This is a genomic window from Wolbachia endosymbiont of Diaphorina citri (genome assembly GCF_013096535.2).
GTDB lineage: Bacteria > Pseudomonadota > Alphaproteobacteria > Rickettsiales > Anaplasmataceae > Wolbachia.
This window is the reverse complement of the sequence record NZ_CP051265.2, coordinates 1,049,270-1,075,434: the sequence shown is the minus strand read 5'-3', so window position 1 is coordinate 1,075,434 and position 26,165 is coordinate 1,049,270. Positions and strand designations below refer to the sequence as shown.

At 33.9% G+C, this 26,165-nt stretch carries 18 protein-coding genes and 1 tRNA gene; 8 read left to right on the top strand and 11 right to left on the bottom strand.

Features of this window, described 5'->3' with window-relative positions; translation table 11 throughout:
* Positions 1-7 precede the first annotated feature (7 nt).
* From HGO49_RS04960 to HGO49_RS04935, 7 genes are all read right to left on the bottom strand, one after another.
* Entirely contained in the window at positions 8-988 is a 981-nt protein-coding gene (locus HGO49_RS04960) for a hypothetical protein (RefSeq protein ID WP_017532451.1), read from the bottom strand.
* A gap of 617 nt (positions 989-1,605) precedes the next feature.
* Positions 1,606-4,134 carry a DNA polymerase I gene (polA, locus tag HGO49_RS04955; protein WP_017532449.1) on the bottom strand — a complete coding sequence of 843 codons (2,529 nt, stop codon included), beginning with the start codon at positions 4,132-4,134 and terminating at the stop codon, positions 1,606-1,608.
* 111 nt (positions 4,135-4,245) lie between these two features.
* Positions 4,246-5,712, bottom strand: a complete 1,467-nt coding sequence (gene gatA / locus HGO49_RS04950) for an Asp-tRNA(Asn)/Glu-tRNA(Gln) amidotransferase subunit GatA (protein WP_017532448.1) — start codon at positions 5,710-5,712, stop codon at positions 4,246-4,248.
* Positions 5,713-5,901: 189 nt separating this feature from the next.
* Positions 5,902-8,274, bottom strand: a complete 2,373-nt coding sequence (gene gyrB / locus HGO49_RS04945) for a DNA topoisomerase (ATP-hydrolyzing) subunit B (RefSeq protein ID WP_017532447.1) — start codon at positions 8,272-8,274, stop codon at positions 5,902-5,904.
* Between the two features lie 226 nt (positions 8,275-8,500).
* On the bottom strand, positions 8,501-9,406 hold the full coding sequence (locus HGO49_RS04940; RefSeq protein WP_017532446.1) for a hypothetical protein: 906 nt from the start codon (positions 9,404-9,406) through the stop codon (positions 8,501-8,503).
* The gene (locus HGO49_RS07350; RefSeq protein ID WP_017532445.1) at positions 9,384-9,737 is read right to left on the bottom strand and encodes a hypothetical protein; all 354 of its coding nucleotides are present in this window, start codon (positions 9,735-9,737) and stop codon (positions 9,384-9,386) included. Before HGO49_RS07350 ends, HGO49_RS04940 begins: the two co-directional genes overlap by 23 nt.
* A gap of 70 nt (positions 9,738-9,807) precedes the next feature.
* The gene (locus HGO49_RS04935; protein ID WP_017532444.1) at positions 9,808-10,674 is read right to left on the bottom strand and encodes an ankyrin repeat domain-containing protein; all 867 of its coding nucleotides are present in this window, start codon (positions 10,672-10,674) and stop codon (positions 9,808-9,810) included.
* Between the two features lie 233 nt (positions 10,675-10,907).
* Between HGO49_RS04935 and HGO49_RS04930 the strand changes: the two genes are divergently transcribed.
* The 5 genes from HGO49_RS04930 to plsY are packed head-to-tail and all read left to right on the top strand — an operon-like array spanning position 10,908 to position 15,775.
* On the top strand, positions 10,908-11,591 hold the full coding sequence (locus HGO49_RS04930; RefSeq protein WP_017532443.1) for a phosphatidylserine decarboxylase: 684 nt from the start codon (positions 10,908-10,910) through the stop codon (positions 11,589-11,591).
* Complete coding sequence (locus HGO49_RS04925) at positions 11,588-12,373, top strand: CDP-alcohol phosphatidyltransferase family protein (RefSeq protein ID WP_017532442.1); 786 nt, start codon at positions 11,588-11,590, stop codon at positions 12,371-12,373. The genes HGO49_RS04930 and HGO49_RS04925 overlap by 4 nt, the downstream gene beginning before the upstream one ends.
* A gap of 8 nt (positions 12,374-12,381) precedes the next feature.
* The gene (locus tag HGO49_RS04920; protein WP_017532441.1) at positions 12,382-13,731 is read left to right on the top strand and encodes an alanine/glycine:cation symporter family protein; all 1,350 of its coding nucleotides are present in this window, start codon (positions 12,382-12,384) and stop codon (positions 13,729-13,731) included.
* On the top strand, positions 13,721-15,187 hold the full coding sequence (locus HGO49_RS04915) for an alanine/glycine:cation symporter family protein (protein ID WP_017532440.1): 1,467 nt from the start codon (positions 13,721-13,723) through the stop codon (positions 15,185-15,187). The genes HGO49_RS04920 and HGO49_RS04915 overlap by 11 nt, the downstream gene beginning before the upstream one ends.
* A gap of 9 nt (positions 15,188-15,196) precedes the next feature.
* A complete protein-coding gene (gene plsY, locus HGO49_RS04910; protein WP_017532439.1) occupies positions 15,197-15,775 on the top strand; it encodes a glycerol-3-phosphate 1-O-acyltransferase PlsY in 579 nt (192 codons plus the stop codon).
* On the opposite strand, the gene HGO49_RS04905 is transcribed toward plsY, so the two are convergent.
* The 3 genes from HGO49_RS04905 to HGO49_RS04895 all read right to left on the bottom strand — a co-directional run bounded on the left by HGO49_RS04905 (position 15,770) and on the right by HGO49_RS04895 (position 18,702).
* A complete protein-coding gene (locus HGO49_RS04905; protein ID WP_017532438.1) occupies positions 15,770-17,650 on the bottom strand; it encodes a hypothetical protein in 1,881 nt (626 codons plus the stop codon). The two genes, plsY and HGO49_RS04905, sit on opposite strands and share 6 nt — an antisense overlap.
* Positions 17,651-17,705: 55 nt before the next feature.
* Positions 17,706-18,602 (bottom strand): cation diffusion facilitator family transporter, encoded by an 897-nt coding sequence (locus HGO49_RS04900; RefSeq protein ID WP_017532437.1) that lies wholly within the window; start codon positions 18,600-18,602, stop codon positions 17,706-17,708.
* A gap of 27 nt (positions 18,603-18,629) precedes the next feature.
* Positions 18,630-18,702 (bottom strand) — tRNA-Val (locus HGO49_RS04895).
* A 512-nt stretch (positions 18,703-19,214) separates the two neighbouring features.
* On the opposite strand from HGO49_RS04895, the gene HGO49_RS04890 reads away from it, so the two are divergent.
* Positions 19,215-22,607, top strand: coding sequence for a peptidase M2 (locus tag HGO49_RS04890; protein WP_017532436.1), 3,393 nt, complete (start codon positions 19,215-19,217; stop codon positions 22,605-22,607).
* A 569-nt stretch (positions 22,608-23,176) separates the two neighbouring features.
* Positions 23,177-24,718 carry a hypothetical protein gene (locus tag HGO49_RS04885; RefSeq protein ID WP_172758379.1) on the top strand — a complete coding sequence of 514 codons (1,542 nt, stop codon included), beginning with the start codon at positions 23,177-23,179 and terminating at the stop codon, positions 24,716-24,718.
* Positions 24,719-24,808: 90 nt separating this feature from the next.
* Here HGO49_RS04885 and rlmB read toward each other — a convergent pair whose 3' ends face one another.
* Entirely contained in the window at positions 24,809-25,576 is a 768-nt protein-coding gene (gene rlmB, locus HGO49_RS04880) for a 23S rRNA (guanosine(2251)-2'-O)-methyltransferase RlmB (protein WP_007302490.1), read from the bottom strand.
* Between the two features lie 92 nt (positions 25,577-25,668).
* On the opposite strand from rlmB, the gene HGO49_RS04875 reads away from it, so the two are divergent.
* Positions 25,669-26,160 (top strand): Smr/MutS family protein, encoded by a 492-nt coding sequence (locus HGO49_RS04875; RefSeq protein ID WP_017532432.1) that lies wholly within the window; start codon positions 25,669-25,671, stop codon positions 26,158-26,160.
* Positions 26,161-26,165: the final 5 nt, after the last annotated feature.

Genomic DNA, 26,165 nt, shown 5'->3' with positions numbered 1-26,165 from the left:
AGACCTCTTACATATTTGGTAAATCTGTTTGCTGTCCTGTACTTTTAGCTGGCTGATCTAAAGTAGGTTGTTTAAGGGTAGCAGGTGTTTCTTTTCGTGGACTGCAAACTCGCTCAGAAGTAAAATGCTGTTTATTCTCTCCGTCTCCCTGAGAAATTTGTTCAGTAATCTCTTTGATTTCGGTTTTTAAAATATCATCAATGCCATTGCGAATTTTTTCATTCAATTTTTCTCTCTTTTCTGTATCATCTTTATCTGGTGAGCTAGGGTCATATAAAGTACCTGGCCTATTATTTGAAAAAAGAACCTCAACTCCTCCCTTTACAGCAAATATTGTACCAATAACAGCAGCAACTATTGCAAGTGTAGTAGGACCAAAAATTAATATTGAAGCAATGGAAAAAAGAATAGGAAGAAAAACTTTATATAAGAACTTTATTACCATCTCTTCATCACTAAGTAGTGGTTCATCCTCTTCTTTTTTATCCCCACCTAAAAATGGTATTTTTTCTTTCACTCCATCCATAAAGGAGCCAGAAATATTTTTCGGGTCTATTTTGATCCCTCCAATTAGCAGCAGCGGCATTTCCAATACGAACTTTATGAATGAATCTTTAGCTTCTGTACCACGTATATCAGCTACACAATCATCTACTAATTTCTTTATTTCAACATTCTTGACATTCTCTTTGTTCGCTAAATTTTTCTCTCTAACTTCTTTAAATACAGAAAGTAAAAACTGACAAAAATTCTCTTCACTGAGTGGTCTTATCTCTTCTGGATTGACATTAGTTAGTAGTATCTTCTTATAAGCTAATATAAAATAATCAGTTATTCCTTTGTCCTTCTTTAATTCGGCTTTAACTTCTAATACTTTTACAAAGTAATCGTAAATTTCCTTATGTTCCTTCTTGAAGAGTATCTCATTTTGCTCGGTCACCTGAGTAGATGACTCTAAAGGCTTATTTTTTGCTTTTGGAACCGTCATAATGATCTATTTGTACTAACCTATGCTATAATTATAGCATATTTTTCACATTAGTTCAAATTTCTTAGAACCTATCTAAAAAGGGAAAAAAGAAAAGAATAAAGCAAAAAAAAATAGAAGAGTAACAAATGATATAAGTGATAAGGGAACGTAAAAAATTGCTTCCATATATTTTAAATCTGATTATAATTACAGTTAGAGATATTTTAAGAGCTCAAAATCTATCTTTGTCTGCAGACTTTTCGGTCAAACTTTTAATCAAAAAGCGTAGCGTATCTTCTTCAGAGCATGTAAGTGTGCTTAATTTCTGTCGTATGTGCGCTGCACTTTTTTCTAATCTTTTTCACACAGGGGGATTTTATGTCCAGAATTCCAGATATTTGACCTTTACTTTAGCTAAAAACCATAGGCGCCTATGGCTAATTAAAATAAAAATTTTTCTAATATATAGAAAAATCACTGTTTACTGAAAACGGGGCAAGAAAGCTGCTAATGTTACAGAATTTTAGGTAAACGTTGTTTGCTTGACGTGCTCTCCTTACTTCAAGAACTCTTTAATATGACTATGCTTGTTAATTAAGTCCTTTCAAGACAGGTTCTTAGGGTCTACGGTATAATTAAGAAAAGCCCCAGTTGTCGCTAATTTTTATTTCTACTTCAAGTGGTATAGAGATTTCTATCGCATTTTCCATTACGTCTTTCATAAGTTTTGCTGTTTCTTGTACCTTGTCGTCCTCTACTTCAACCAGTAGCTCATCGTGGACTTGGAGGATTATTTTACCTGTTTTCAATTGATCAAAAAGCTGAATCATTGCACGTTTTATTATATCAGCGGCGGTTCCTTGCAGCGGTGCATTTATTGCTGCCCTTTCTGCAAATTGTCTTAGATAAGGAATTTTATTATTTATGTCTCTTACAAAACATCTTCTACCAAACAAAGTCTCTACATAACCATGATTTCTCGCGATAGATACTGCTTTTTCCATATAGACCTTTATTTCTGGGTAACAAGAAAAATAGTAATTAATGTATTCAGCAGCCTCTTGAAAGGTAATGCCAAGTCGCTTTGCAAGGCCAAATGGACTAATGCCATATATAATGCCAAAATTAATGGTTTTTGCTTTGCGTCTTAATTGCTCATCTATTTCTTGCACTCCAAAAACTTGTCTTGCAGTGATATCATGAATATCTTGCCTGTTTGCAAAAGCTTCTTTAAATGCGGTAACATTTGCAACGTGTGCCAGGAGTTTTAATTCTATTTGTGAATAGTCAGCAGAAATTATCTTGCAACCTTTTGGCACAATAAAGGCTTGCCTGATAAGACTACCTTCTTCGCTTCTGATAGGAATATTTTGTAAATTAGGATTGCTAGAGCTCAGCCTTCCAGTTGCAGTCACAGTGATTGAAAAGCTTGTATGTATCCTACCATCAAGCGGATCAACCTGTTTTATTAACGCGTCAGTATAGGTACCCTTTAATTTACTTGAATGTCGCCAACTTAAAATTTTACCTGCGATTTCTGTCCCCTCCTCTTCAAGTGCCTCTAGAACTTCAGAGTTTGTGCTATAAGACCCAGACTTTGACTTTTTCTTTTTACTTAGCTCCATTTTATTAAACAAAACATCACTTAATTGTTTTGGCGATGCAATGTTGAATTTTTCTCCTGCTAAATTATGTATATCGTTTTCAAGTACAGCAATTAGCTGCTCAAACTTATCAGACAGTTCCTGTAGTTTTTGAATATTAATCAGTATTCCATTTTTCTCCATATCAAATACTACTTTCATGAGAGGCCTGTCGAAGCGTTCGTAAATCGTAAAAAGTTTTTCCTGAAATAATCTTTGTGTCAGTTTTTCATGGATCGCTATTAAAATTTTTGCCGAGAAAGTTTCTACATTTTTACTTAAATTGTGTGCAATTATGTTTGGAATGCTGTGATCATGCTTACCTGTGTCAAGACTATATGACATGATCATCAAGTCATCAATTGAGTCTAGCACTCTCTCTATTGTAGGAAATATTTCTCTGATCTTTCTAATATCATGTATTATTTTAAGCACCCCATTTGAAAATAAAATTGAATTTATTATAGTGAGTGCATCTTGTAGGCAGCTTTGATCTATGTAGAAAATATTATCTTCACTGCAAGATAAGGAGATTTCGTTTAATGCATTGTTTTCAAAGTGGCAATGAATTGCAATTTTACCTTCATATCTGCAATGCTCCAAAAATTTTTCTAATTCTTCACCGCTATATTCTGTTTTCTCTTTTGTGCTAGATCCACTATAAGAAAAAAGCTTTTCTACTTTTCCTATCAATGAATTAAATTCATATCTCTTCAAAAAGGATAACAATTTTTCCATATTTGGAGGATGGACTTCATATTTTACAATATCATGTTGAAGATCTACTTTTTTGCATAGTGACAAAAGTTCTCTTGAAATTAGTGCTTTTTCCTTATGCTCAGTAAGAATATTACGAACTCTTGTTTGCTCAATGTTATTGATGTTTTCTATAATGTTATCCAACGAATCAAATTTATCCAGCAATTTAGCTGCAGTTTTTGGGCCTATTCTTGGAACGCCTGGAATGTTATCAGATGCATCTCCAGTTAGAGAAAATAAATCAAGAAGCTTATTTGAATTTACACCAAATTTTTCTATCACTTGTTTTTCATCTACGTATATATTTTTGATAGGATCAAATATTAGAATGTTGTAATTCAAAAGTTGAAATAAGTCTTTATCTGATGAGACTACTACTACTTTAAAGTCTTCGTGGTTGGCATATTTTGCAGCTAGTGTTGCAATTATGTCATCTGCTTCATAGCCTTCAATCTCTTCATAGCTGAAGTTAAAAGCTTCTACCGCTTCTCTCAGTATTGTAAATTGTGGAATTAGATCCTCAGGAGGCGTTACTCTGTTTGCTTTATACTCAGAATATAAACTGTGCCTGAAATTTTTTTTGCCAGAATCAAGTGCTATAGTTAAGTAGTCCGAATGGGAAATATACTTCAGAACCATATTAAGAAAACCGTACACAGCACCTACTGGAATACCAGCTGTGGTAGTCAAATGATGCAAAACGTAATAAGCTCTGAAAAGAAAACCATAACCATCAATGATTGTGAAAGTTTTTTCTTTCATTGTAGATATTTATATGTGCCTTTGATGGTCTTTTATTTAGCTATAAAAATCAAGCTCTTGTTTCCTATAGCCAAAATAATCATAATGCTATAGTTACTATAAGAAAACATATTACGCAAGGGAATTAACTATTCTGCCACAATTTTGCTCTATCACACTTGCCATATTTAATATTCCAGCTTCATCGTAATAATTTCCAATTACTTGCAAAGCAAGTGGTAAGCCTTCATTGGAAAGTCCAACAGGAACAGAAATAGCAGGTAACCCTGATAAGCTTGCCGGCACGGTAAACACATCATTGATGCACATAATTAGCGGGTCTGGCTTTTCATTTAAGCCAAAAGCTTCTGTTGGAGCAGATGGCACAAGTATGTAATCTATTTTTTCAAACGCTTTTGTAAAATCATTTCTAATTAATGCCCTAATGCACTGTGCTTTTTCATAATACTCATTGTAATGACCTGAAGAAAGCGCATAAGCACCAATTAAAATTCTCCTTTTCACTTCTTTACCAAAACCTTCTGCTCTTGTTAGCGAATACATTTCTTCAAGGGTATCAGCATCAACCCTAAATCCGTAACGTACACCATCATAGCGAGCAAGATTAGATGAAGTTTCAGCAGAACAAATTAGATAGTAAACCGGTATCGCATATTTAGTATGAGGCAGAGCAATGTCAACAACTTCAGCACCATTTTCTTTTAAATTGGAAGAAACTTTTTCCCAATGATGAACGATTTCTTCTGAAATTCCATCCATTCTATATTCTTTTGGTATACCAATGCGCTTACCCTTGATATCACCATTTATAAGATTAGAGAATTTAGGCACTGGTCTTTCGCTCGATGTTGAATCTTTTTCATCATAGCCACAAATTGTTTCCAGCATTAACGCTGAATCAGAAACGGAACGAGTAATTACTCCTGCTTGATCAAGAGAGCTCGCAAATGCAATCATACCAAAACGTGAACACCTTCCATAAGTTGGCTTTATTCCCACTACTCCGCAATAAGCTGCTGGTTGACGTACAGACCCACCAGTATCGCTTCCTAATGCTCCAGCACATAAAAACCCAGCAACTGATGCTGCAGATCCACCGGAAGATCCACCAGGAACAACTTTTGCTCCATCACTTTTTCTAATCCACACATTTTCAACAGGACCAAAATAGCTATTTGTGTTCGCAGAACCCATAGCAAATTCATCCATATTAAGCTTACCAAGCACGGCTGCTCCACTTTTTAAAAGCAAATTAGATACCGTAGATTCATAAGTCGGGATGAAATTTTCCAGCATTTTTGAACATGCTGTTGTTTTTATTCCTTTTGTACAGAATAAATCTTTAACACCAACTGGTATGCCCATAAGTGGTGGAATATCATCTTTTTGTTTTAAGAAATGTTCATCTGCTATTTTAGCGGCTTTTATTGCGATTTCTGGAGTTTTTGTTATAAATGCATTTAGTTGCTCATTTTCAACTGCATTAATATGCGTTTCTACAAGCTCAACAGCAGAAAAATTCCTCCTCCTAAGTCCATCATGCATCTCTGTAATACTTAGCTTTCTTAATTCATTCATCCATTAATATTCAATTTAGCGAGGCATTAATTATAACAACAATAGGGAAGAAAATCTATATATTTATGATCGAAAATGGGAATACAACCGAGATCAATTCAGATTTCTGAAATGGATTGGTTAGTAGTATGTTTTAAATAGCCGGGTTAGCACACAATGCTAAGCCATAAGGGTTTAGCGTTTCTAAAATCAAATATCAACATCATGTACGTTAAGTGCATTGTTATTTATAAAGTCACGACGTGGTTCAACTATATCACCCATTAACACCGAAAATATACTATCTGCTTCTTCACAATCTTTTATTTCAACTTTTAACAGAGTTCTAGTTTCTGGATTGAGTGTAGTTTCCCAAAGCTGATCAGCATTCATTTCACCAAGGCCTTTAAATCTCTGCAGAGTTAAACCTTTTTTACCATAATCCATCACTATTTTTGCGAGTGCACTTGGAGACTTTATTTTTATTTCAGTTTCTTGCAACTGTAAAAATGAATCACCATTAAATAAGTCAATTATGTTATCAAGAGAACTCAATATATTCCGTATTTCTTTGCTTTCAAGCATACTAAGCGAGAATACATATTTGTCTGCTAACCCTTGAAACAATTTAGCAATGTGAATTTCCTCATCTTTTACTTCTACTTCCCAATTATATTCACTATACATCAATTTTAAATATTTTAATATCTCATCAGCAGACAATAGAGCATTCTTTTTGCTTAAAATTAGCAATGATTCTAAGAGATCTTTTGGTATTTCCCTATCATAATTTTTGCTAATGTTTGAAATACTGAGGCACTTATTCAAAACGAAACGCAAATCTTTGCCTACACCATTTAATGTTAATCTTTTAATCGCTGAATTTACTATATACTCTTCAAAAGTTTCATCATCTTTGATATAAGTATCTTTAGCATTTTTTGTAACTTTATAGAGCGGTGGCTGCGCTATGTATAAATATCCTTTCTCAATTACTTCACGCATATATCTAAAAAAGAAAGTTAGAATCAAAGTTCTTATATGCGAGCCATCAACGTCTGCGTCTGTCATAATGATAATTTTATGATACCTAGTTTTTTCAATATCGAAGTGCTCACTCCCTATTCCAGCTCCAATTGCCGTGATCAGAGAGCCAATTTCTGCAGATGAAAAAATACGATCCAGCCCTGCACGTTCTACGTTTAGAATTTTCCCTCTTAAAGCAAGTACCGCCTGTGTTTTACGATTACGTCCCTGCTTTGCAGTACCACCTGCGGAATTACCCTCTACTATAAACAATTCCGATAACTCAGGAACTTTTTCCTGACAATCGGCAAGCTTTCCAGGTAGAGTTGCAATATTAATATTGTTTTTATTTTTAACTAACTCTCGTGCTTTTCTTGCGGCTTCTCTTCCTTTTGCTGACCTAATCGCTCTTTCTACTATACTTGCTGCTAACTTGGGGTCAGTTTCAAGTATTGTACTCAACTTGTCAAAAACTATGCTCTCTACAACTGCCCGCGCTTCAGAACTGACCAATTTATCTTTTGTCTGTGAAGAAAATTTAGGATCAGGCATCTTGAGAGATAAAACACAAGTTAAGCCTTCTCTAACATCTTCTCCAGTCAAATTCACTTTTGCCTTCTTCAAAAAACCTTCATTGTTTGCATAGTTATTGATACATCTGGTTAGTGCAGATCTAAACCCCGCCAAATGCGTACCACCATCCCGTTGTCTTATATTATTTGTGAAGCATAGCATATTCTCATAGTAGGAATCATTCCACTCCATTGATATTTCTACACTGGTACCTAGATCTTTTACATTATCTCTAATGCTGGCAATTTTAGTAACATGTGTCTTATTCTTGTCTAAGTACCGTACAAAATTAGCTGTACCAAAATTATCTTCAGACTCTTTACTATCGTTAAAATGAGACTTTACATGTGGTTTATTACGGAGATCACACAAAATGATCTCAATATTTGAGTTTAAAAATGCCAATTCTCTGATGCGACTCTCAAGAGTGGAGTAACTAAAATCAATACTACTAAAAGTCCCCGTTGATGGCATAAACGTTACTCTAGTTCCTCTTTTACTTGTGTTTTCATTGACTACCTTTAAAGATTCAACAGACTCACCATCTTCAAAGCGCATAAAATGTTCTTTTTTATTGCGCCAGATGGTTAATTCCAGCCAACTCGATAACGCATTAACAACTGAAATTCCAACACCATGTAATCCTCCGGAAACCTTATAGGTATTGCTGTCAAATTTACCTCCTGCATGTAGTTGGGTCATTATTACTTCTGCTGCTGATATTCCTTCCTCTGGATGAATGTCTGTTGGAATGCCACGACCGTTGTCGGTTACAGAAACTGAACCATCTTCATTTATGCTAACTTCAATCTTACTACAATAACCAGCCAAAGATTCATCTATCGCATTGTCAACAACCTCATACACCATATGGTGCAAGCCTGATCCATCATCAGTGTCACCAATATACATACCCGGACGCTTTCTTACAGCATCAAGACCTCTTAGGATTTTTATTGCGTCAGCGTTGTAGTTACTTTCCATGGAATTGCTTTATTTATAAATATTAATTAATATTACATTTGTATGTGCTGATTAGCAACATTTTTAAGTTGAAGGAAGGACCCTTGACCTTGATACATAGGAAAGTACAACAGATTATCTAAACAGAGCAATTTTACATGCTATTCCAATACATATACTTAAATTGAAACCGTCATACAAAACTCTGCTTCATATTTCAAGATAAATGGCTACAATCAAATACAATTTACCTTCTTCTTTCAATTGGACTTTCTAGCTCAACACAGGATAAGTTGCTCATACACTCTTCTAATATTTCATTCTTTTTATCATTGTTTAATCTACTGCTGAACTCTTGACACCTTCTCTCAAGAGCTGAATGCGTAGTCATAATATACCTTACTGTTTCAGATGATAACTCTGGTAACTCGCTACGTATCCTTTCTTGTTCTGTTCCAGAGAAATTGGTGAAATTGGCTCTGGCCATTTCAGGGAATTTTTGTGTGATCGTTTCTTTTATCATTGCTCTAGCCTCTTCTCCATCGAGTGTAATAACCACTGATGGATGTAAACCAGATAAAGACTCAAATAATTTATTGTATGTTCCACCTGCACAACTTTGACCTTGATTACCGTAAGTTGTTGCAGCGTCTACAAGACCTTTTAAAAACATATCTTTTCTGTTTTTTATGTCTTCATCATTCAAAGGAGTTCTTTGATTTTCTGTCCCTGTATTTCTATCATTGCAGGCTTTCCAACATAAAATAGCTGCCTGTTTTAGTGTTAACTTACTATGGTTGTCTTTAAAATTATCTCCTGTTCTATTGATAAATCTTAAGCATTCAAGTGCATGAGGTTTATCGCCTTCTGTAAATTCATTTGACTGTTTGATGTACTCTTCAATGTCGGTTGTGTTGCCTCTATTTAGCTGTACATAGAATTCATCTTTGCTTAAATTCTCTTTATACTTTTCTATGAGTCTATCAACACTCAAGTTTATACTAGCAACTGCACTTGGATCATGAGTAGTTTGCGCAGCAAAGGGAAGAATATTGACTATATCAGCAGCAAAAAGGCCCCTTTCTTCCTCTGGAATTTGTTGTATTAAATCGTTAAACTGCTGTATTTCTTCAATGAGTGATTTGTTTAGCAACCATAAGCACAATATAGGCAGTACCAAAAGCACACAGGAATTGATAATGTGTATTAATTAAAAAAATGCTTAATGTTATTCTAATAACATTTTTTGGCCACGCTGATAATCTTTTTTCATTTTCCCTTGGTTTGAAAAAATAATTTACTAATGATAAATACAAAGAGAGCTGTACAAGAAGAAAAAATGAAGGAATCATACTTACTAATAAAACTATATTAATGAATCTTTTAATTTTATTAGTGTTGTTGTAAGCATTTTGCACTCTTTCTATTAAAGCCTGTGCTCTATTTCTATTTTGCTGTTGATTATTATTTTGACCTGCAAACATACCCTATTCTAACATTAATATATCATACTATAGAAAGAATGTAAATAAAGCAAGAAATTTAGAGCTGCTTTTATTTTTGTTTGATTGGGGATACCACTTCTATACTTTCTGCTCCATCTAAGGTACTATTTGGTTTTTCTACAGTAATCTTGGGAGTTACTTTATTCTCGATATCTGCTCCATATGAGCTAAGTACTTCAATGGCCTTTTCATTTCCACTATTGAGTGCAATATCCAAAGCATCCATTCCAGCTTTATTTTTGTGGTTGATAAAATTCTTCAACCGATCTCTACCAAAGCTTTCTATATATTGTTTAATGATGAGTTTCACTACCTTTCCAAGACAATTATTAGCAGCAGGAAAAAGTATTGTGTTGTTATTATTATCTTTTTTCGTTATGTCTGCTTTGAGTTTATTTATCAAATACTCGATAACTTCTATTCTGCTATCATCCTCTGCTTCAGTGCATTGCCTAATAGCTAAAAATAAAGCTGTACGCCCATTATTATCAATATCTTCAATATTCTGTCCCTTATCAACCAAGGCTTGTATTACACTTTTATTTCCATATAAAGCAGCGAAGTGAAGAGGTATGTGTCCTTCAGTGCTTTCTCTTTCATTAATCAATGCACCATGGCTAGCTAGAAATTCTATAAACTCTGGTGTATCTGCAAAAATTGCAAGGTGCATTGGTGTTAAGTCATCTTTGCCATGATTTCCAGTTTTTGCGTTAACGTTTGCTCCGTTATTTATCAGCAATTTCGCTATTTCAAACTGCTTATACCCGATAGCAATATGTAGTGGTGTACGATTACGTTCATAATTATCATTGACGTTTGCACCAGACTTTATTAGTAGCTCTGTAGCTTCAATATCACCCATCCGAATTGCAGAGTATAAGGAAGGAGATTCATCTTTTTCTATTTCCCCTGTCATACGAAATTGCGAACATATTAATTCATAGATTATTAAGGATTATTATTAAGTTTTTATTAAAATAATATTAACAACAGTAAAAATCCTTAATTTTTATTAAAAATTTAATACCCATCAATGATTATATAAGCAAATGCTTATATAATCATTCCAAAAGTGAAGCAGTGAAAAAAAGCTTTTCATGAGAAATTATAAATGATAAATTATTAATAATGAATTATCGAGAATAAATTATGTGCTTTGGTTTGCCTAATATAAACAGAGAAGGTTATTTATTTATAGTTGTTTCCTTTATCGTAACATGTATAGCATTCTCTATATCCTGGGGAGCTGGAATTACTTGCTTATTTCCAACGTTATTATGTACCTATTTTTTTCGTGATCCAGCAAGAGCTGTACCAAACAATAAGGACTTTATATTAAGCCCTGCTGATGGTGTAATTTCAAAGATAGAAGAAGTTAGTTACTCTTTATCAGAAGAGAATGAAGAAGAAAAGAAATTTACACTTGTCAGCATATTTCTAAGCGTTTTGAATGTCCATGTGAATCGTATACCAATATCTGGTACGATAAAGGAAATGAGCTACAAGAAAGGCAAGTTTGTTTCTGCAATGAGTAATAGGTCCAGTAATGAAAATGAAAAGCAGATTATTGTGATTGAATATGAAAAGGGAAAAGAAATCATTGTGGAACAAATAGCTGGATTTATTGCACGCCGCATTGTTTGTAATTTGAGGACATCTCAGAGCGTAAAAGCAGGTGAAAGATTTGGAATTATAAGATTTGGTAGCAGAGTAAATATTTATATCCCTGCTGGAATAGAGGTAAGAGTCTCAGAAGGCCAAACTGTTATTGGTGGTGAGACAGTTATAGCAGATTTAAATAAACAAGAGAAGCTTACCTTTGACATTGTATGAATAACGATGAAAGTAACGGTAAATCCTTACCTATTACCAAGTTATTTCCGAATTTTATAACTTTACTGGGTTTATGTGCTGGCCTTACTTCACTTAAATTCACATTTAATGAACAATGGGAATTTTCAGCAATTTTTATTATCATTGCAGCAATAATAGATGGAATGGATGGCAGAATAGCCAGAATTTTAAAATCAACTAGCGATTTTGGAGCACAACTCGATTCTTTTGCAGATTTTCTAAATTTTGGTTCAGCACCTGCTTTTCTTTTATATTTTTGGAAGTTAAATGAAATTAAAGTTGTAGGATGGATTTTAGTAATGATATATGTAATCTGCATATCAATAAGACTTGCCAGATTCAATGTTTCGTTACATTCAGAACAATTATACTGGAAAAAATTTTTCTTTTCCGGTGTTCCAGCTCCTGTATGTGCTTTACTTGCTCTGTTACCAATAATTATTACCTTTCAATCTCATGAAAGTGAATATCTACTTCTTATAGAGCAATTTTTTAACGTAAAGAATACAGCTTGTTACTTTTTGACCATCTCATTTTTTTCGATAAGTCATATTCCAACTTTCTCTGCAAAATACATTTATGTCCCTAAAAGTTTATCCTATATATTTGTGTCATTTTTTGGAATATTGATCATATTTTTTATAAGTAAGCCCTGGGTAACACTACCAATTTTAGGTGGGGTTTATATCTTGACTATCCCAATAAGTACCGGACTCTATATACATTACGCATATAAAACTAGTCAGCTATATAAAAAATAGTGAGCAGCATGATTATAAAAGTAACTGATCTATTAAACTCTCTTTTATATATGAAGATATTCAACATACCATTTATAATTATTTGGGTAATTGCAACTGGGATTTTTTGTACGGTTCGATTCAAATTCATTAACTTTAGGTTGTTCAAATATGGGATACAAACACTATTCAACCTAAAATGTAATGGTAATAACAATGGTATAATCACTCATATTCAAGCGTTTGCAACAGTCATTTCAGGAACAGTTGGTCTTGGAACAATATCAGGAGTTGCAATAGCTATCACAATAGGAGGCCCAAGTGCAGTCTTTTGGATGGTAATTACCGGAATACTTGGTATGTCGATAAAGTTTGCCGAGGTGGTGCTTGCATTCACTTATCGCTCTGAAAATACAACTGGCGGGGCTTTTTATTACATGAAGTACGGGCTTGCAAAAATTGGATTTGCAAAAACTGGTAGATTTCTTGCCTTCACTTATGCGATTATGCTAATTATTGCAATGATTTTGGGCGGTATACCATTTCAAGCGAATCAGATAGCAGCATTGTCAAATAACCTCTTCGAATACAATGCGTCCATTATTATATCCCTGCTTGTCTTCATTGTAATATTGGGAGGAATAAAGCGAATTGCTTTCGTTGCAACAGGTTTAGCGCCTATTATGATAATGTTATATCTAGGCATGTGCATGTATTTAATCTGCGTAAACCGAAGTAATCTTTTGAATGCTCTATCTATAATATTTCAAGATATCTTTAACAAATCGGCTATAGAAGGTGGAGTATTGAGTGGATTAATAGCGGGGGTGAGAAGATCAGTATTTGCTAATGAAGCGGGTACTGGAACAGCAGCTATAGCACATTCGATTGTAAAAGAGAAAGATCCAGTTAAAGTTGGAAGTGTTGCTATGATTGCACCATTTGTAGACACAATATTAGTCTCATTTTTGACTGGTGTTGTGATAATTATTACTGGTATGCACAATACCAATGAAATTGGTGATATTACTCTAGTTAGTTCAGCATTTTCAACAGCCTTGCCTTTATTTAGCAAGCTAGCTCTTCCGCTGATAATGTTTTCCTTTGCATTTTCCACGATAATAGCTTACTATTACTACTGCGAAGTTGCCCTGGTGTACTTATTTGGTAACAAAAAAGTACTGATATTGTTTCAGTTTTTTATAGTGGGTTCAGTGTATATCAGCTGTATATCAAAAAATATAGAATTTATATCTTATTTAGGTGACAGTCTGTTTATGTGCCTTATGATTCCAAATGCTGTTGCGATATATCTACTGAGAAGGGAAGTCTTAAATACAATAGATTCTTATTACAAAAGGTATAAACATGATTTATAGAATGCTTTATATAGTGTTATTTTGCCTATCATTTAATGATGTATACGCTGCTTCAATTTTTTATAAAAGTTATGACACTGCATTAAATGGAATAAGCAACTTCATGAATGAAGTGTTGTTTTTCAAGATCTTTCACGTACCATTTATAATTCTTTTATTGGCCTTTGGTTATATATTTCTAACACTACGTTTTAGATTTCTCAACATAAGGATGTTTAAGCATGCGTTCGCTATTTTATGTGGAAAATATGACACAGATCATCACGATGGTCACATTACTCATTTTCAGGCATTTGTAACTGCACTTTCAAGTACAGTCGGCCTTGGAACTGTTGCTGGTGTTGCAATTGCAATTTCAATGGGAGGGCCAGGAGCGGTACCTTGGATGATGATCACAGGCTTTTTTGGTATGTCTGCAAAGTTTGCTGAAGTAACTTTAGCATTCAGACACAGAACAGAAGGCCAGGAGCAGTTATTCAGTGGTCCCTTTCAATATATAAGAAATGGACTAGAGGAATTTGGATTTAAGAAGCTTGGTATTGTGATAGCTGCAATATATGCAGTGTTTTTTGTATTGTCAGGTCTTGGTGGAAGTGTAGCATTTCAGACTAATCAAATGGTTTCAATATTATCTGGCTATTCAAGCTGGATAGATAGTCATCCTTGGGTTCTTTCCTTCATAATTTCTACATTACTTGCTCTAGTGATTATCGGTGGAATCAGGAGAATAGCTAGAGTATCTTCTGCACTAGTACCTATTATGTCACTCATATATATTTTGAGTTGTTTCACGATTATTGCATTCAATATTCACAATTTTAGCAATACATTAAAAATATTGTTTTCCAGTATGATAGACTTCAATGCTGTTGGTGGTGGAGTAGTAGGAGCATTTGTCGCTGGGATTCAAAGGGCAATTTTTGCCAGTGAAGCAGGTGTTGGTTCTGCTGCAATTACTCACGCTGTAGCTAAAGATGAGGAGCCAGTGAGAACTGGGCTGGTTGCGATGATAGAACCATGCTTTGATACAATGTTAATTTGTTGCTTGACAGGAATAACAATAGTAATAACAGGTGCATACCAGACCGGCATTGGCGAGGGAATATTGATCACCCAAAAAACATTTGAAACAGTTTCTTCTTGGTTTCCTATACTTTTAACCATCGCTGCGCCTTTGTTTGCGTTTTCCTCAGTAATTTCATTTGTATATTGTTGTGAAATGGGATGGCTGTATTTGTTTGGTGTAAAAAGTGTAGTAATATATCGTATAGCGGTGGTAGTAGTTTCATTTTTGTCAGGTTTGTCTAAAGATATAATGGCTATTGCTAATATTGGTGGGGCTTTATTCTCTTGTTTAGCACTCATCAATATGACAGCACTTATACTGTTTAGCAATCAGATTAACAATGAAGTCCAATGTTATCTAAAAAGGCTAAGGAATAATAAAATTAGCTAGATTTCTGCTATGATAGAGATATTTGTAGTCTTTGTATTATCTTACATATTAGGTTCAATACCGTTTAGCCTAATTATTGCAAAAATAAATGGTATAAATTTAAGAGAAGTAGGTTCAGGAAACATTGGCGCTACAAATGTTGCAAGGACAGGAAATAAATTTCTTGCTGCTCTTGCGTTATTTCTGGATACCTCTAAAGGGTTTATCGTAGTTTATACAGCACAACAATTTTGTGATAATAACGATTTTTATATATATGTATCTGCAATTTTAGCAGTTCTAGGGCATATGTTTCCCATTTGGCTAAGGTTCAATGGAGGAAAGGGGGTTGCAACAACTTTAGGAGTTTTGATAGCACTTAACATTTCTATAGCATTAGCATTTGTATTTGTCTGGCTAATAGTATTTTTTATCTTTCGGTACTCCTCTCTTGCTTCCTTGGCTTCTACTGCAGCAGCTGTTATAGCATCTTTCTTTTTTCAAAAGGAGTTATTCCTTATACTACTCACTGTAGCGATATTAATTTTCTTGAAGCATTACAAAAATATTGCAAATCTTCTGCAAGGCAGAGAGCATAAGTTTTTATAAGCGATGAGATGTTAAATCACTGACACTTAAACTACGAGATAAACTGCTTGATGGTATTATTTTATCTTCTTTATTTAAGATTGTAATTTTTACTCTTGTTATATTCTCTACTTCTTGAGGTATTAAAAATTCATCTTCAATGAATCTTTGCTTCACTTCTTGTATTTTTTCATAAAGTGTGGTTACATTGCGCTTATTTTGATTATAAATATCTTCAATCTCTATCTCTAGCCTGTGTGAAGCTTCTTTTTTTAACATGTTATTTATCACTGCTTCTGTTATTGCTAGCTTTTCTTGCAGAATTTTCTTTATTTCTTCTTTATCGTCTCTGCTATTTTTACTCAGTTCCGTGTATACCCTATAACACCTTTTCTTTAGTGGTAACATTCTTAAACTATCTAACATTCTGTCCACTTGACCCTTAATAGTCTTCTTGGCTTTCAATTTTAATTCTTTTACTTCTTCTTTTATTATTTTGCTAGCTATTCTCTTAGCTTCAGTTAAAGATGAGTCCTTGAGAAAAAAATCTGTTCTAAGTAAATTTTGGTTTAAAAGCTCCAAAAAGACTTTTCCTTTGATGTTTTCGAGTTGATCGTCTAAACCATCCCCCTGTAGTTTATTTGTTATGTGCTGAGACAGCGCAAAGTGCTCTAATTTATTTAACTTTACAGAGTTAATATTTTTCATTAACGTCAGCACAATTTGTTCACTATATTGAGAAGTAAAACTCAGTAATCTTCTCATTAAAGTAATGCTTACTTCTGCAATAAAATCATCAACTATTTTTTGACTTTTATCATCTTCATAATTATTTTGGGCGTTATGCCAAGCCCTAAGAATTTCTTTACCGTTTTTCCTATTTTTTAGCCTGTCTAACATAAACTTACGTGCTTCATTTTCTGCTTCTGTAAGGAGCATTTGTCTAGGTGGTGTAAATTTAATCTCTGGATCGGAATGAATACCCTCTAATGTACTTAACATTCTGTAGATAATACCAGTAAAACATGTGTTAGGAATTCGTTCTTTTCTAGAGAAAGTTTGGCTATCTAGTAAATTTGCAATCAACGCGTCTTTTTTATTTTTTACAGCTTCTCTATCTCCATCATTGCAGGCTCTAAGAACTAACAGAAGAATTTGTCCACCAGTGAAGCCAGAGCTATGTTTCTCATTACCTTTGCAAAAATCTTGCAAAAACATTACTAATTTTCCCTTATTCTCATTACTAAATGGTTGGCCATCAAGCATATGTAAGTGATTTATATATTCAATAAATTCTTTAAATCCCTCATTATTAATAGCGTCTTCTGGTACTGGATCATATTTGCGTATTAACTTACCAATATTATTACTAATATCGTCATTCAATTGATGGGGCAGTAAATGCTCATAAGTATCATCAAACTTATTTGTCATACTGCGAGTATTTTCTTTTATGCCTTCTAAAAAGAAACTTATAGCAGCTTTGAGTAACGTAAATGGATTAAAATCCTTTGGCCTTAATTCACTTTGTAATAGAATTAAAACCATTGCAAGTGGTATTGTTGCAAGTAACGAAACGAGCAGAAAAGTAGTTGTAAAGGTTAGATATGTTACAGAAGCAAAAAACAAAAGGAAAGATGCTATCTTAATTTTATTTTTTTCAAAAAATATTTCCCAATATTCCTTTTTACTTATTTTTTCCTGCTTTGCAGCTTTTATGTCTTTATAAACGTAAAAAGTTTTTATTTCAGATCTAAAAAACAATGTGGCAAAAGATAAAAAGACATTGGCAGGATTAACTAAAATGCTTAAAGAAACAAAAGCTGCGAAGTAACTTGCTGTCTTTAATCTGTAAGAATCCTTTCCAGGAAATTGTATTTGAGAAATACCTATCATAGCCTACTCTCTATAATATTATGATATTGTAGTAATAACAAATAGCCTATAGATGTCAATGCTTAAGTATTTTACTGTCTACGCACTCATCGTATTCAATTTCAACTGTAGAGTGTGCAATTTCAAATCTATTTAATAGTATTTTTTTTATCTCATACAAAATATTAGTGTGTTGTCCATTTTGCTTTATCTTGGCATGCATAGTAAGTATAAAATAATTATCAGATAGTGACCATGCATGTATGTGATGCACATCTATCACTTCAGGTAACTTAGATACAATCTCACTTTTTACCTCCTCAGCGGATACACCTTCGGGTGTACCTTCAAGAAGTATATGACAAGAATTCTTGAGAATTTTATAGCCACTGCTTAAGATTATTACACTGACAAATACTGACAAAATAGGGTCCACTATTTGCCATCCGGTAAACATGATAATTATGGATGCAAGTATAGCAGCTACAGAACCTAAAATATCTCCTATAACATGCAATACAGCACTTTTTATGTTTATATTGCTTTCACATTTACTATGTAATATAAAAAAGACTATAATGTTAGAAATTAGGCCAAGTGTAGCAATTATTAACATTACTTTCCATTCAACATTGACTGGAAAAATAAATCTTTTTATTGATTCAATTATAATGACCGCTGCAATGAGAAATAGAGTTAAACCATTAACAAATGCTGCAATTATCTGCAATCTGTGATACCCATATGACCTCTGTAAATCAGATTTCTTAGCTGAAAATTTGTGCGCTATCCAGCTTAAAATCAAGGCAAAAAGATCAGTGAGCATATGCCCTGCATCTGATAGTAGAGCAAGCGAATGTGAAATTACTCCACCTACTATCTCCATAAGCATTGTTATTGCAACTATTATTATGGAATAAATTAAGCGCTTGGACTCTGCTATTGAGTGTTTGCCATTGTGCACTGCTGTCATACAAAATCTTTTTATGAGCAAAAATCGTGGGTAACACTGGGCTCGAACCAGCGACCCCTTGCACGTCAAGCAAGTGCTCTACCAACTGAGCTAATTACCCATCGTAGCTTTAGTATAGTGCTTTAGTGGAATGGAAGTCAATTTGCTTTTAGACTTCTTGTTGAATGAAATTCCTTGACAAACCTTCCCACTTTCCTTATCATACCAGTAAGAGTACTTATCCTTGTTTTTGATCCGCGCGGGTTCAACAACAAAAATTCAGTAAAAAACTCAGATATTTATTGGCAAATTACATGAAAATTATAGCGGCTGCATGTCTTTTTTATTTTTTCTACATTCAGCCAAAACGCACTTTAAATAAGCGTTAGCACATTATTACAATGCCAATTTACATTATAAAACTCGCTACATAGGGATTTTTTTGCCTTTTTTAAAATTGATAAATTTCTTAATATTTATAATTCCGTTACTTGTTAGCAGCCACCTAAGGTTAGCTATAGAATCTTAGCCACATTCTAAATGTTGCATATTAAGTTAACTATCTATACTTTTTTATTAAGATATAAATTATACTAACATGAGAATTTACGTTTTTTTCAGATGAGTCACTTTATGCTTGATATTGTAAAGACTAATAAACTAGGGGTTAAAGTAATGACAATCAATCGACAAGTAAATAAAAATATATCTAAAGATGAATATTTTAACAACAAGCATATCATAGAAGTTAAAGATTTAAATATTAAAGTAGAAGTTTATTCTCATAATTTAAGAGCAAGTAAAGTTGCTCACATTGAAAGTGAAATAAGAGAAACAGCTACTAATTTTAAAGATGCATTTAAGTTGGAGCCTGGTAGCTCAGAACAAACGTTCAAAATTTATGTGTTTGATGATAAGGCTGATTACACTCATCTTGGCGGAAGCGAACGTTTTGGTTCTTACCTTGGAGATGAAGGTGGTAAATGTTACTACAAAGGAGAAGCTGATATTTTTGCTGAGATGTATGTCTATCAGCAAGGTGGCGTTCATAACCTTCAGCATGAATTTGCACATGGTTTAACTTACTTAGCTACAGGAGGTAAACCTCTACCTACAGTATTAATGGAGGGAATTGCAGATTACTTTGAGCACCATTCAGATCATAAGTTCAATGCTCAAGGATCAAGTATCGACAAAACTGAAGCTGCAAATCTAGATTTAGATAAAATTTTAAGTTTAAAATATTCAAATAACAGTGAAGAAAATAGTTTGGTTTATAAAACTGGTCATGCGTTGATAATGTACTTACAGGAAAAAGATCCTAGTTTATTAAGAGACTACCTAGAAGCTTTGTGTAAAGGTGATTCACATAAGTCAGGAAATTTTCTAGATCAAATAAGAGGCCATAATGATGCCTTTAAAGACTGGCTTGATTTGAATGACACAGAAACTGCAATGGAACATCTCAACGCTTTGCAAGTTACAAAAGGAGATTTTATAGCAACTGGTCAAGAAATAGTGGGTGGAGAAATTAAAAACATATCCTACTATAAAGCAAATATAGAAAAGATAGATGGAGAAAACGTAGGAAGTTTCTCTGCTGTAGAGCATGTGTCATTTTACGATTATGCTCGTGCTGTTAATAGGGCAACAAATGATACCCTCGATATATCAAAGGAATATCATTTCTTAAAGGCAGTAAAAACTACTGATGGGCAGGTTAAGCTGACTTACTCTGATCAACAAGGTAATGAATATCAAAACAGTCAAGAGTATAAAAATCAGGCTTTAAGGACATTGTCAAATTACGATGAGAATCTAAAAAAAGTTTATGATAATGCATTAAAAGACCTGGATGAGCAGATTCGCAAGGAATCCGCTGAAGTACGTGAAAAATACCATAAGCAAGAGATTTCCTATGAAGAACTTTTGGAAAAATATAACTTCATTACTTCTTCCTCTCGATATGAAGAATTGAAAAAATCCTTACTTGATGAGATGATAGACACTGGTTCAAAACAATTAAAGGCAACTCAGAACATTGACGTAGAAAAGATGTTAGAAGAGATGGTTAATATCGATCCAAACCTAATCAGAGGTGCTCATATTAATCTACAAGAAGGTAAAGTTTTCTCTATCAAAGCTCTTGGTCACGGAGATATGGGTGCACTGTCTATATATGAGGGAAATACAAAGCTTGGAGAATTATCGAGTGAATCAGGATTTTTTAAGCAAGTTGAAGGTCAAACTAAAGAAACTTTTGTTTTTGAGGATATATTGCACAACTTAAATACTCAATATGATGGTGGTGCTTATATGGCGGTCACAAAAGAAAATGGTCAGTATAAAGCTTCTTTAATAGATGGCAGAACAGTTGAACGCGATGAATACTTTGATGAAGCACATTTACATGAAAACGAATTGTTGCATCCTAGCACTGGACATATTCAAAAAGATTTAGATTCTCTGCTCCTTAGAGGTACCAAAATTTTGAATCATCAGGATTCAGAGCATGCCCAATATTCTGATGAGCAAAAGGCAAATGGAGTAATCGTGGAAAAAGGAAAATTACTGGATAATAAGGGAACAGATAGGACAGACGATGATGTATATGAAGCTGTCGTAAAGCAAGGAGACGAGCGCTTACATGAGTTCAAAAATATGGGCTTTTATATTACCGAGAAAGGTGATCTATTTATTCATGATCACGGAGTAAATGTAAGGTTTCAATTACCAACTAGTATCACTCATCTAAAATTAGTGGAAAAAGACGGAGCATATAAACTAGCACCATCTGATAAATATGGTACTGAATACAGGTATGATGTTCGAGGTGATGATATACCAGATGAATATAGATATATAGATCCAATATTTGCACATGAATATGAAAAGAGAGATTATTCCCATAAACATGTAAATGTGGGCCTTATAAACTTAGAGAAATATGGCTCTGGCAAACTTTTTGCTATAAAGTACGACCCAAATGATTACCACATACAAAGAAACTCCAGTGGTGAAATAGTTAGAATAAAAGATCAAACATATTTCACTAAGGTAAAATTATTTGATGGTGATGAAGAAATTGGAATGTTATCTAATAACTTCCATAATTTCAAAGGGAAAATATTCTTTTCCGCTGACTACAACTACAGTTATAATGATTTCCTAGCATCTGTTTCTCCTCAAGTTGAAATTGAGAATATGGGAAATGGAAGCAAAAAAATAACTTTCGATCAAGGTAGTGGTGATATCGGTGACACTAATAGAGGCTACACGGACTATCAGAGAATATTCACAAAAGAGAAACAAACCGAAAGTCCAAAAGGGCAAGTAAGTGAAACTAAGACAGAAGTTCATAGTACTACTAATGTTGTTGCTGAAGAGAGAAACGACAACAGTGAAATACAGTCTGATCAACCACAAATTCCAACAAGGGCAAAAAGGTCAGCTTCAGTGGAGGAGAAAGAGCAGGTAGTGTTGAAAGACACAATCTTGAAAATAGAAAAGAGCTATGATAGAGATGTAGAAGGAAAGCATAAGGCAAATGTAATCATAGATTATAATGATGTGAAAGCCTTGTATAATAGAGCAGAAGGAGCAGATAAGCAATCTGTGTTAGATTTTTGGAACAAACTGCATACATCGGATTATAAGATTGGCGCTTTGCCAGAAGACAAGTATTACTTTAAAGATGGCAAATTTCTAATTCACGATAGTGACACAAAAAAGCTTATAGTGTTACCTGAAGATAAGGTATCCGTCAAAATAATGAAGGATGGTGATAGTTATAGTTTGGCTATATCAAATGGTAATGGCAAAGTAATAAGTAGCATTAGTAAAATAGATAATCCAAATTACGAATTGCTGTCAGATTCAAGTCACTTCAGCTTAGAAACGCAAGATAACATTGAGTTATCAGATCAACATCATGAATACAATCTCTATCTAGAGAATGGTTTTGTGACAATGTTTGATTGCGCAAGCGATCATGTTTATCACGATCATAACTCAGCCTATATCTAATACACAAGGAGGGCCCTGCCCTCTTCTTGTCATTCAAGCAGCTGACACTGGTTCACCTTATGATGGTTTCATGCCAGTGCTCAGACACTGGCATCCATTTAAATTTGCTAGTATAAAAGTAATCAACATTTCTTATGATGGAAAAATGGATTCCAGTACTTGAATGACAGATCTGAGTAGCCCCTTCAGCGCTATTCAGATAGCTCCTTCGGTGTCATTACGGTGTCCAGACACATAACTATATGAGGATTGAGATGTATTTGTCTCCAGAAAAAAGATGTCATCCCAGTGCGTGACACTGGGATCCAGGAATTCTGATCATACATCAAGCTGGTGAGTACAGAAGTTATATAAAAATACAACGTTTTGATGATTATGAAAAATCAGTGTCACACACTGTAATGACACCAAAGGGACTACTAGGATGACATAGTCTGCTACATACTTAGATCACAAGAGAAGAATTCTGAAGCGAAAAGCTTCAAGGAAATCTTATGCAAAATCTAGTATTTACGGAATTTATATTATTTTCATGCACATTATGGTTTTTATAATTAACGGAAAGTGATATGGCTAGTTTAACTTTTAAAGACAACTCTGGAGGAAATGTACCATCCCCTAACATTAAAAGCATAATTTATGAAGATGCTGCACAGAATAAGTATACCTTTGGTGTAGACAATGCTACTAATGTTTTCAACACTTTTAAGTATGAACCTAATGGTGCTGCTGAAATAGATTACAGTGCTACAGCAACAAAGTTCATGACTGGAGGTGCAATTGCTACATTATTAGGTATTGGAACTAATGTAGATGCAATAAAAACTAAGACTGATTCTATTCCAGCTGACTTAAGCGCTGACTTAGTTACCATAAAAACTCAAGTCGGAACAGATCTGATATCAGGAATAAAGGCTAAGACTGATAAGATTACAGATACCTTAGGAGCTGATGTCACTGCTATAAAGGCTAAAACTGATACTATTCCAGCTGACTTAACAGCTAAAGTAACTGCTATAGAAACTGCTACAAATTCTGCTAATTTAGGAAATAAGGTTACTGCAATACAAACTAAGACTGATAAGATTACAGATACCTTAGGAGCTGATGTCACTGCTATAAAGGCTAAGACTGATAAGATGCCTGCTGATTTAGGAACTGAGTTAGGTAATTTAGCTAAATCTGCTGAACTAGCTCCTTTAGCTAAATCTGCTGATGTTACTGCTATAAAGGCTAAAACTGATACTATTCCAGCTGACTTAACAGCTAAAGTAACTGCTATAGAAACTGCTACAAATTCTGCTAATTTAGGAGATAAGGTTACTGCAATACAAACTAAAACCGATAAGATTACAGATACCTTAGGAGCTGATGTCACTGCTATAAAGGCTAAAACTGATACTATTCCAGCTGACTTAACAGCTAAAGTAACTTCTATAGAAACTGCTACAAATTCTGCTAATTTAGGAGATAAGGTTACTGCAATACAAACTAAGACTGATAAGATTACAGATACCTTAGGAGCTGATGTCACTGCTATAAAGGCTAAAACTGATACTATTCCAGCTGACTTAACAGCTAAAGTAATTTCTATAGAAACCGCTACAAATGCTGCTAATTTAGGAGATAAGGTTACTGCAATACAAACTAAAACCGATAAGATTACAGATACCTTAGGAGCTGATGTCACTGCTATAAAGGCTAAAACTGATACTATTCCAGCTGACTTAACAGCTAAAGTAACTTCTATAGAAACCGCTACAAATGCTGCTAATTTAGGAGATAAGGTTACTGCAATACAAACTAAAACCGATAAGATTACAGATACCTTAGGAGCTGATGTCACTGCTATAAAGGCTAAGACTGATAAGATGCCTGCTGACTTAAACGCTGAGTTAATTAAGTTAACTACAATAGGAAATGCTATAAATGGTAATGGTAACGTCACTGAAGCTGCTAAAGCTGTACTAGAGAGCAGTTTCAAGCAAGCTATCACGGATGCTGGGCAAGAAGGTAGTGAATGGCTTAAAAATGAGATAAAAGAGATAGTGTCACAGCCATCCTTCGAGATTCCAACAGATTCAAGTTCACCTCTTTCTTGGGATTGGTAATGTAAGTGCTAGTGAATGACATCGCAAGATGTCATTCACTGTTGTCATTCCAGTATCACATGCTGGAATGACATCCTTGTTTTATTGCAACTAATTTGCAGTGATTTTTGTTTTAATGTAAATGGAATATAGTCCTATTGCTGCTGCGTTTGAAACATTTAGACTATCAATTACGTTTGACATTGGAATTTTTAAAAGATAATCACAACTTTCTTTCACTAATCTCCGCATTCCTTTCTCTTCAGAACCAAAAATAATTACTCTTTTTTGCCCAAAATTCTTTATTTCATCTATATTTTCCTTTGCATTGCAATCAAACCCATAACACCAGTAGCCTATCTTTTTTAAAGACTCCATCGTTTTTACTATGTTTGTAACGTATATTAGAGGAACAATATCCAGTGCTCCACTTGCTGCTTTTGCGATAGATGCATTTTCGCTCGGTGAATGGTGATGTGGTAAAACCAGTGCATCAATGTTGAAACAAGCTGAGGTTCTTAAAATCGACCCTATATTGTGTGTATCAGTAATTTGATCTAAAATGACTATAGTAGAGCTGTCACCTGAACCTTCAGCTATTTCTTCGATATTTAAGCTGTGAAAAATAGGAGCAACTTTTAAAGCAATTCCTTGATGATTGACACCTTTGGGTAAAACATCATTGAACATTTTGTTCTCTACCAGTCGAGGTTTAATGCCCTTACTATCTGCACATTGTTTAATTTCTTTCTCAAATTCTCTGTAGAAATTTTCTGTTACTAACAGTTCTATACACCGCCTATTTTTGTTTCTTAATGCTGAAATACAAGTGTGCTTTCCATATATCCAACAGTTTTCATTAGCTTTTGATGATTTCATCTCATTATTGAAAATCAGTTTTTTATAGAATAAGCAATATTTTACTGTGTTTATATATTGTTGTAAAATTATGCAGTTCAATTAATGAATTTATGTCAGATGATGAGTTAGATTGGCAAAAAAATGTTAAGCCAATAGAATGTGGAAAAGTTACTTTGAAAGTTGATCACAAAGTAAATATAAAATCTATGATTGATAAAGGTGCCTCTAGTTTACAAGAAAATTTTCTTAATACTGATAATGGTTATTCATCATTTTGTCTTGACTACAATACAAAATTAAAGATCGATAGGGGCAAATATTTTATAAGCGATAAACTCGATTTGCATGGCTATAGTATAGATAATGCTTATTGTAAATTGATAGATTTTATTATCAAAAATTATCAAGCAAGGAATAGGTGCTTATTGGTAATTACGGGGCATGGTAATAGTACAGATAAAATAGACACTATAAAGAATAGCTTAAATAAGTGGTTGAATGACACAAAAGTTCGAAATATGATCTTATACTATCAGCAAGCCATAAAAAAACATGGTGGCAAAGGAGCTTTTTATGTCTTATTAAGAAGAAATAAAGGTTAATTTTA

Bases quoted from the DNA above. Each gene is read 5' to 3' on its own strand.
- HGO49_RS04960 (WP_017532451.1), bottom strand. From the start codon at position 988: ATGACGGTTCCAAAAGCAAAAAATAAGCCTTTAGAGTCATCTACTCAG.
- polA (WP_017532449.1), bottom strand. From the start codon at position 4,134: ATGAAAGAAAAAACTTTCACAATCATTGATGGTTATGGTTTTCTTTTC.
- gatA (WP_017532448.1), bottom strand. From the start codon at position 5,712: ATGAATGAATTAAGAAAGCTAAGTATTACAGAGATGCATGATGGACTT.
- gyrB (WP_017532447.1), bottom strand. From the start codon at position 8,274: ATGGAAAGTAACTACAACGCTGACGCAATAAAAATCCTAAGAGGTCTT.
- HGO49_RS07350 (WP_017532445.1), bottom strand. From the start codon at position 9,737: ATGTTTGCAGGTCAAAATAATAATCAACAGCAAAATAGAAATAGAGCA.
- HGO49_RS04935 (WP_017532444.1), bottom strand. From the start codon at position 10,674: ATGACAGGGGAAATAGAAAAAGATGAATCTCCTTCCTTATACTCTGCA.
- HGO49_RS04930 (WP_017532443.1), top strand. From the start codon at position 10,908: ATGTGCTTTGGTTTGCCTAATATAAACAGAGAAGGTTATTTATTTATA.
- HGO49_RS04925 (WP_017532442.1), top strand. From the start codon at position 11,588: ATGAATAACGATGAAAGTAACGGTAAATCCTTACCTATTACCAAGTTA.
- HGO49_RS04920 (WP_017532441.1), top strand. From the start codon at position 12,382: ATGATTATAAAAGTAACTGATCTATTAAACTCTCTTTTATATATGAAG.
- HGO49_RS04915 (WP_017532440.1), top strand. From the start codon at position 13,721: ATGATTTATAGAATGCTTTATATAGTGTTATTTTGCCTATCATTTAAT.
- plsY (WP_017532439.1), top strand. From the start codon at position 15,197: ATGATAGAGATATTTGTAGTCTTTGTATTATCTTACATATTAGGTTCA.
- HGO49_RS04905 (WP_017532438.1), bottom strand. From the start codon at position 17,650: ATGATAGGTATTTCTCAAATACAATTTCCTGGAAAGGATTCTTACAGA.
- HGO49_RS04900 (WP_017532437.1), bottom strand. From the start codon at position 18,602: ATGACAGCAGTGCACAATGGCAAACACTCAATAGCAGAGTCCAAGCGC.
- HGO49_RS04890 (WP_017532436.1), top strand. From the start codon at position 19,215: ATGCTTGATATTGTAAAGACTAATAAACTAGGGGTTAAAGTAATGACA.
- HGO49_RS04885 (WP_172758379.1), top strand. From the start codon at position 23,177: ATGGCTAGTTTAACTTTTAAAGACAACTCTGGAGGAAATGTACCATCC.
- rlmB (WP_007302490.1), bottom strand. From the start codon at position 25,576: ATGAAATCATCAAAAGCTAATGAAAACTGTTGGATATATGGAAAGCAC.
- HGO49_RS04875 (WP_017532432.1), top strand. From the start codon at position 25,669: ATGTCAGATGATGAGTTAGATTGGCAAAAAAATGTTAAGCCAATAGAA.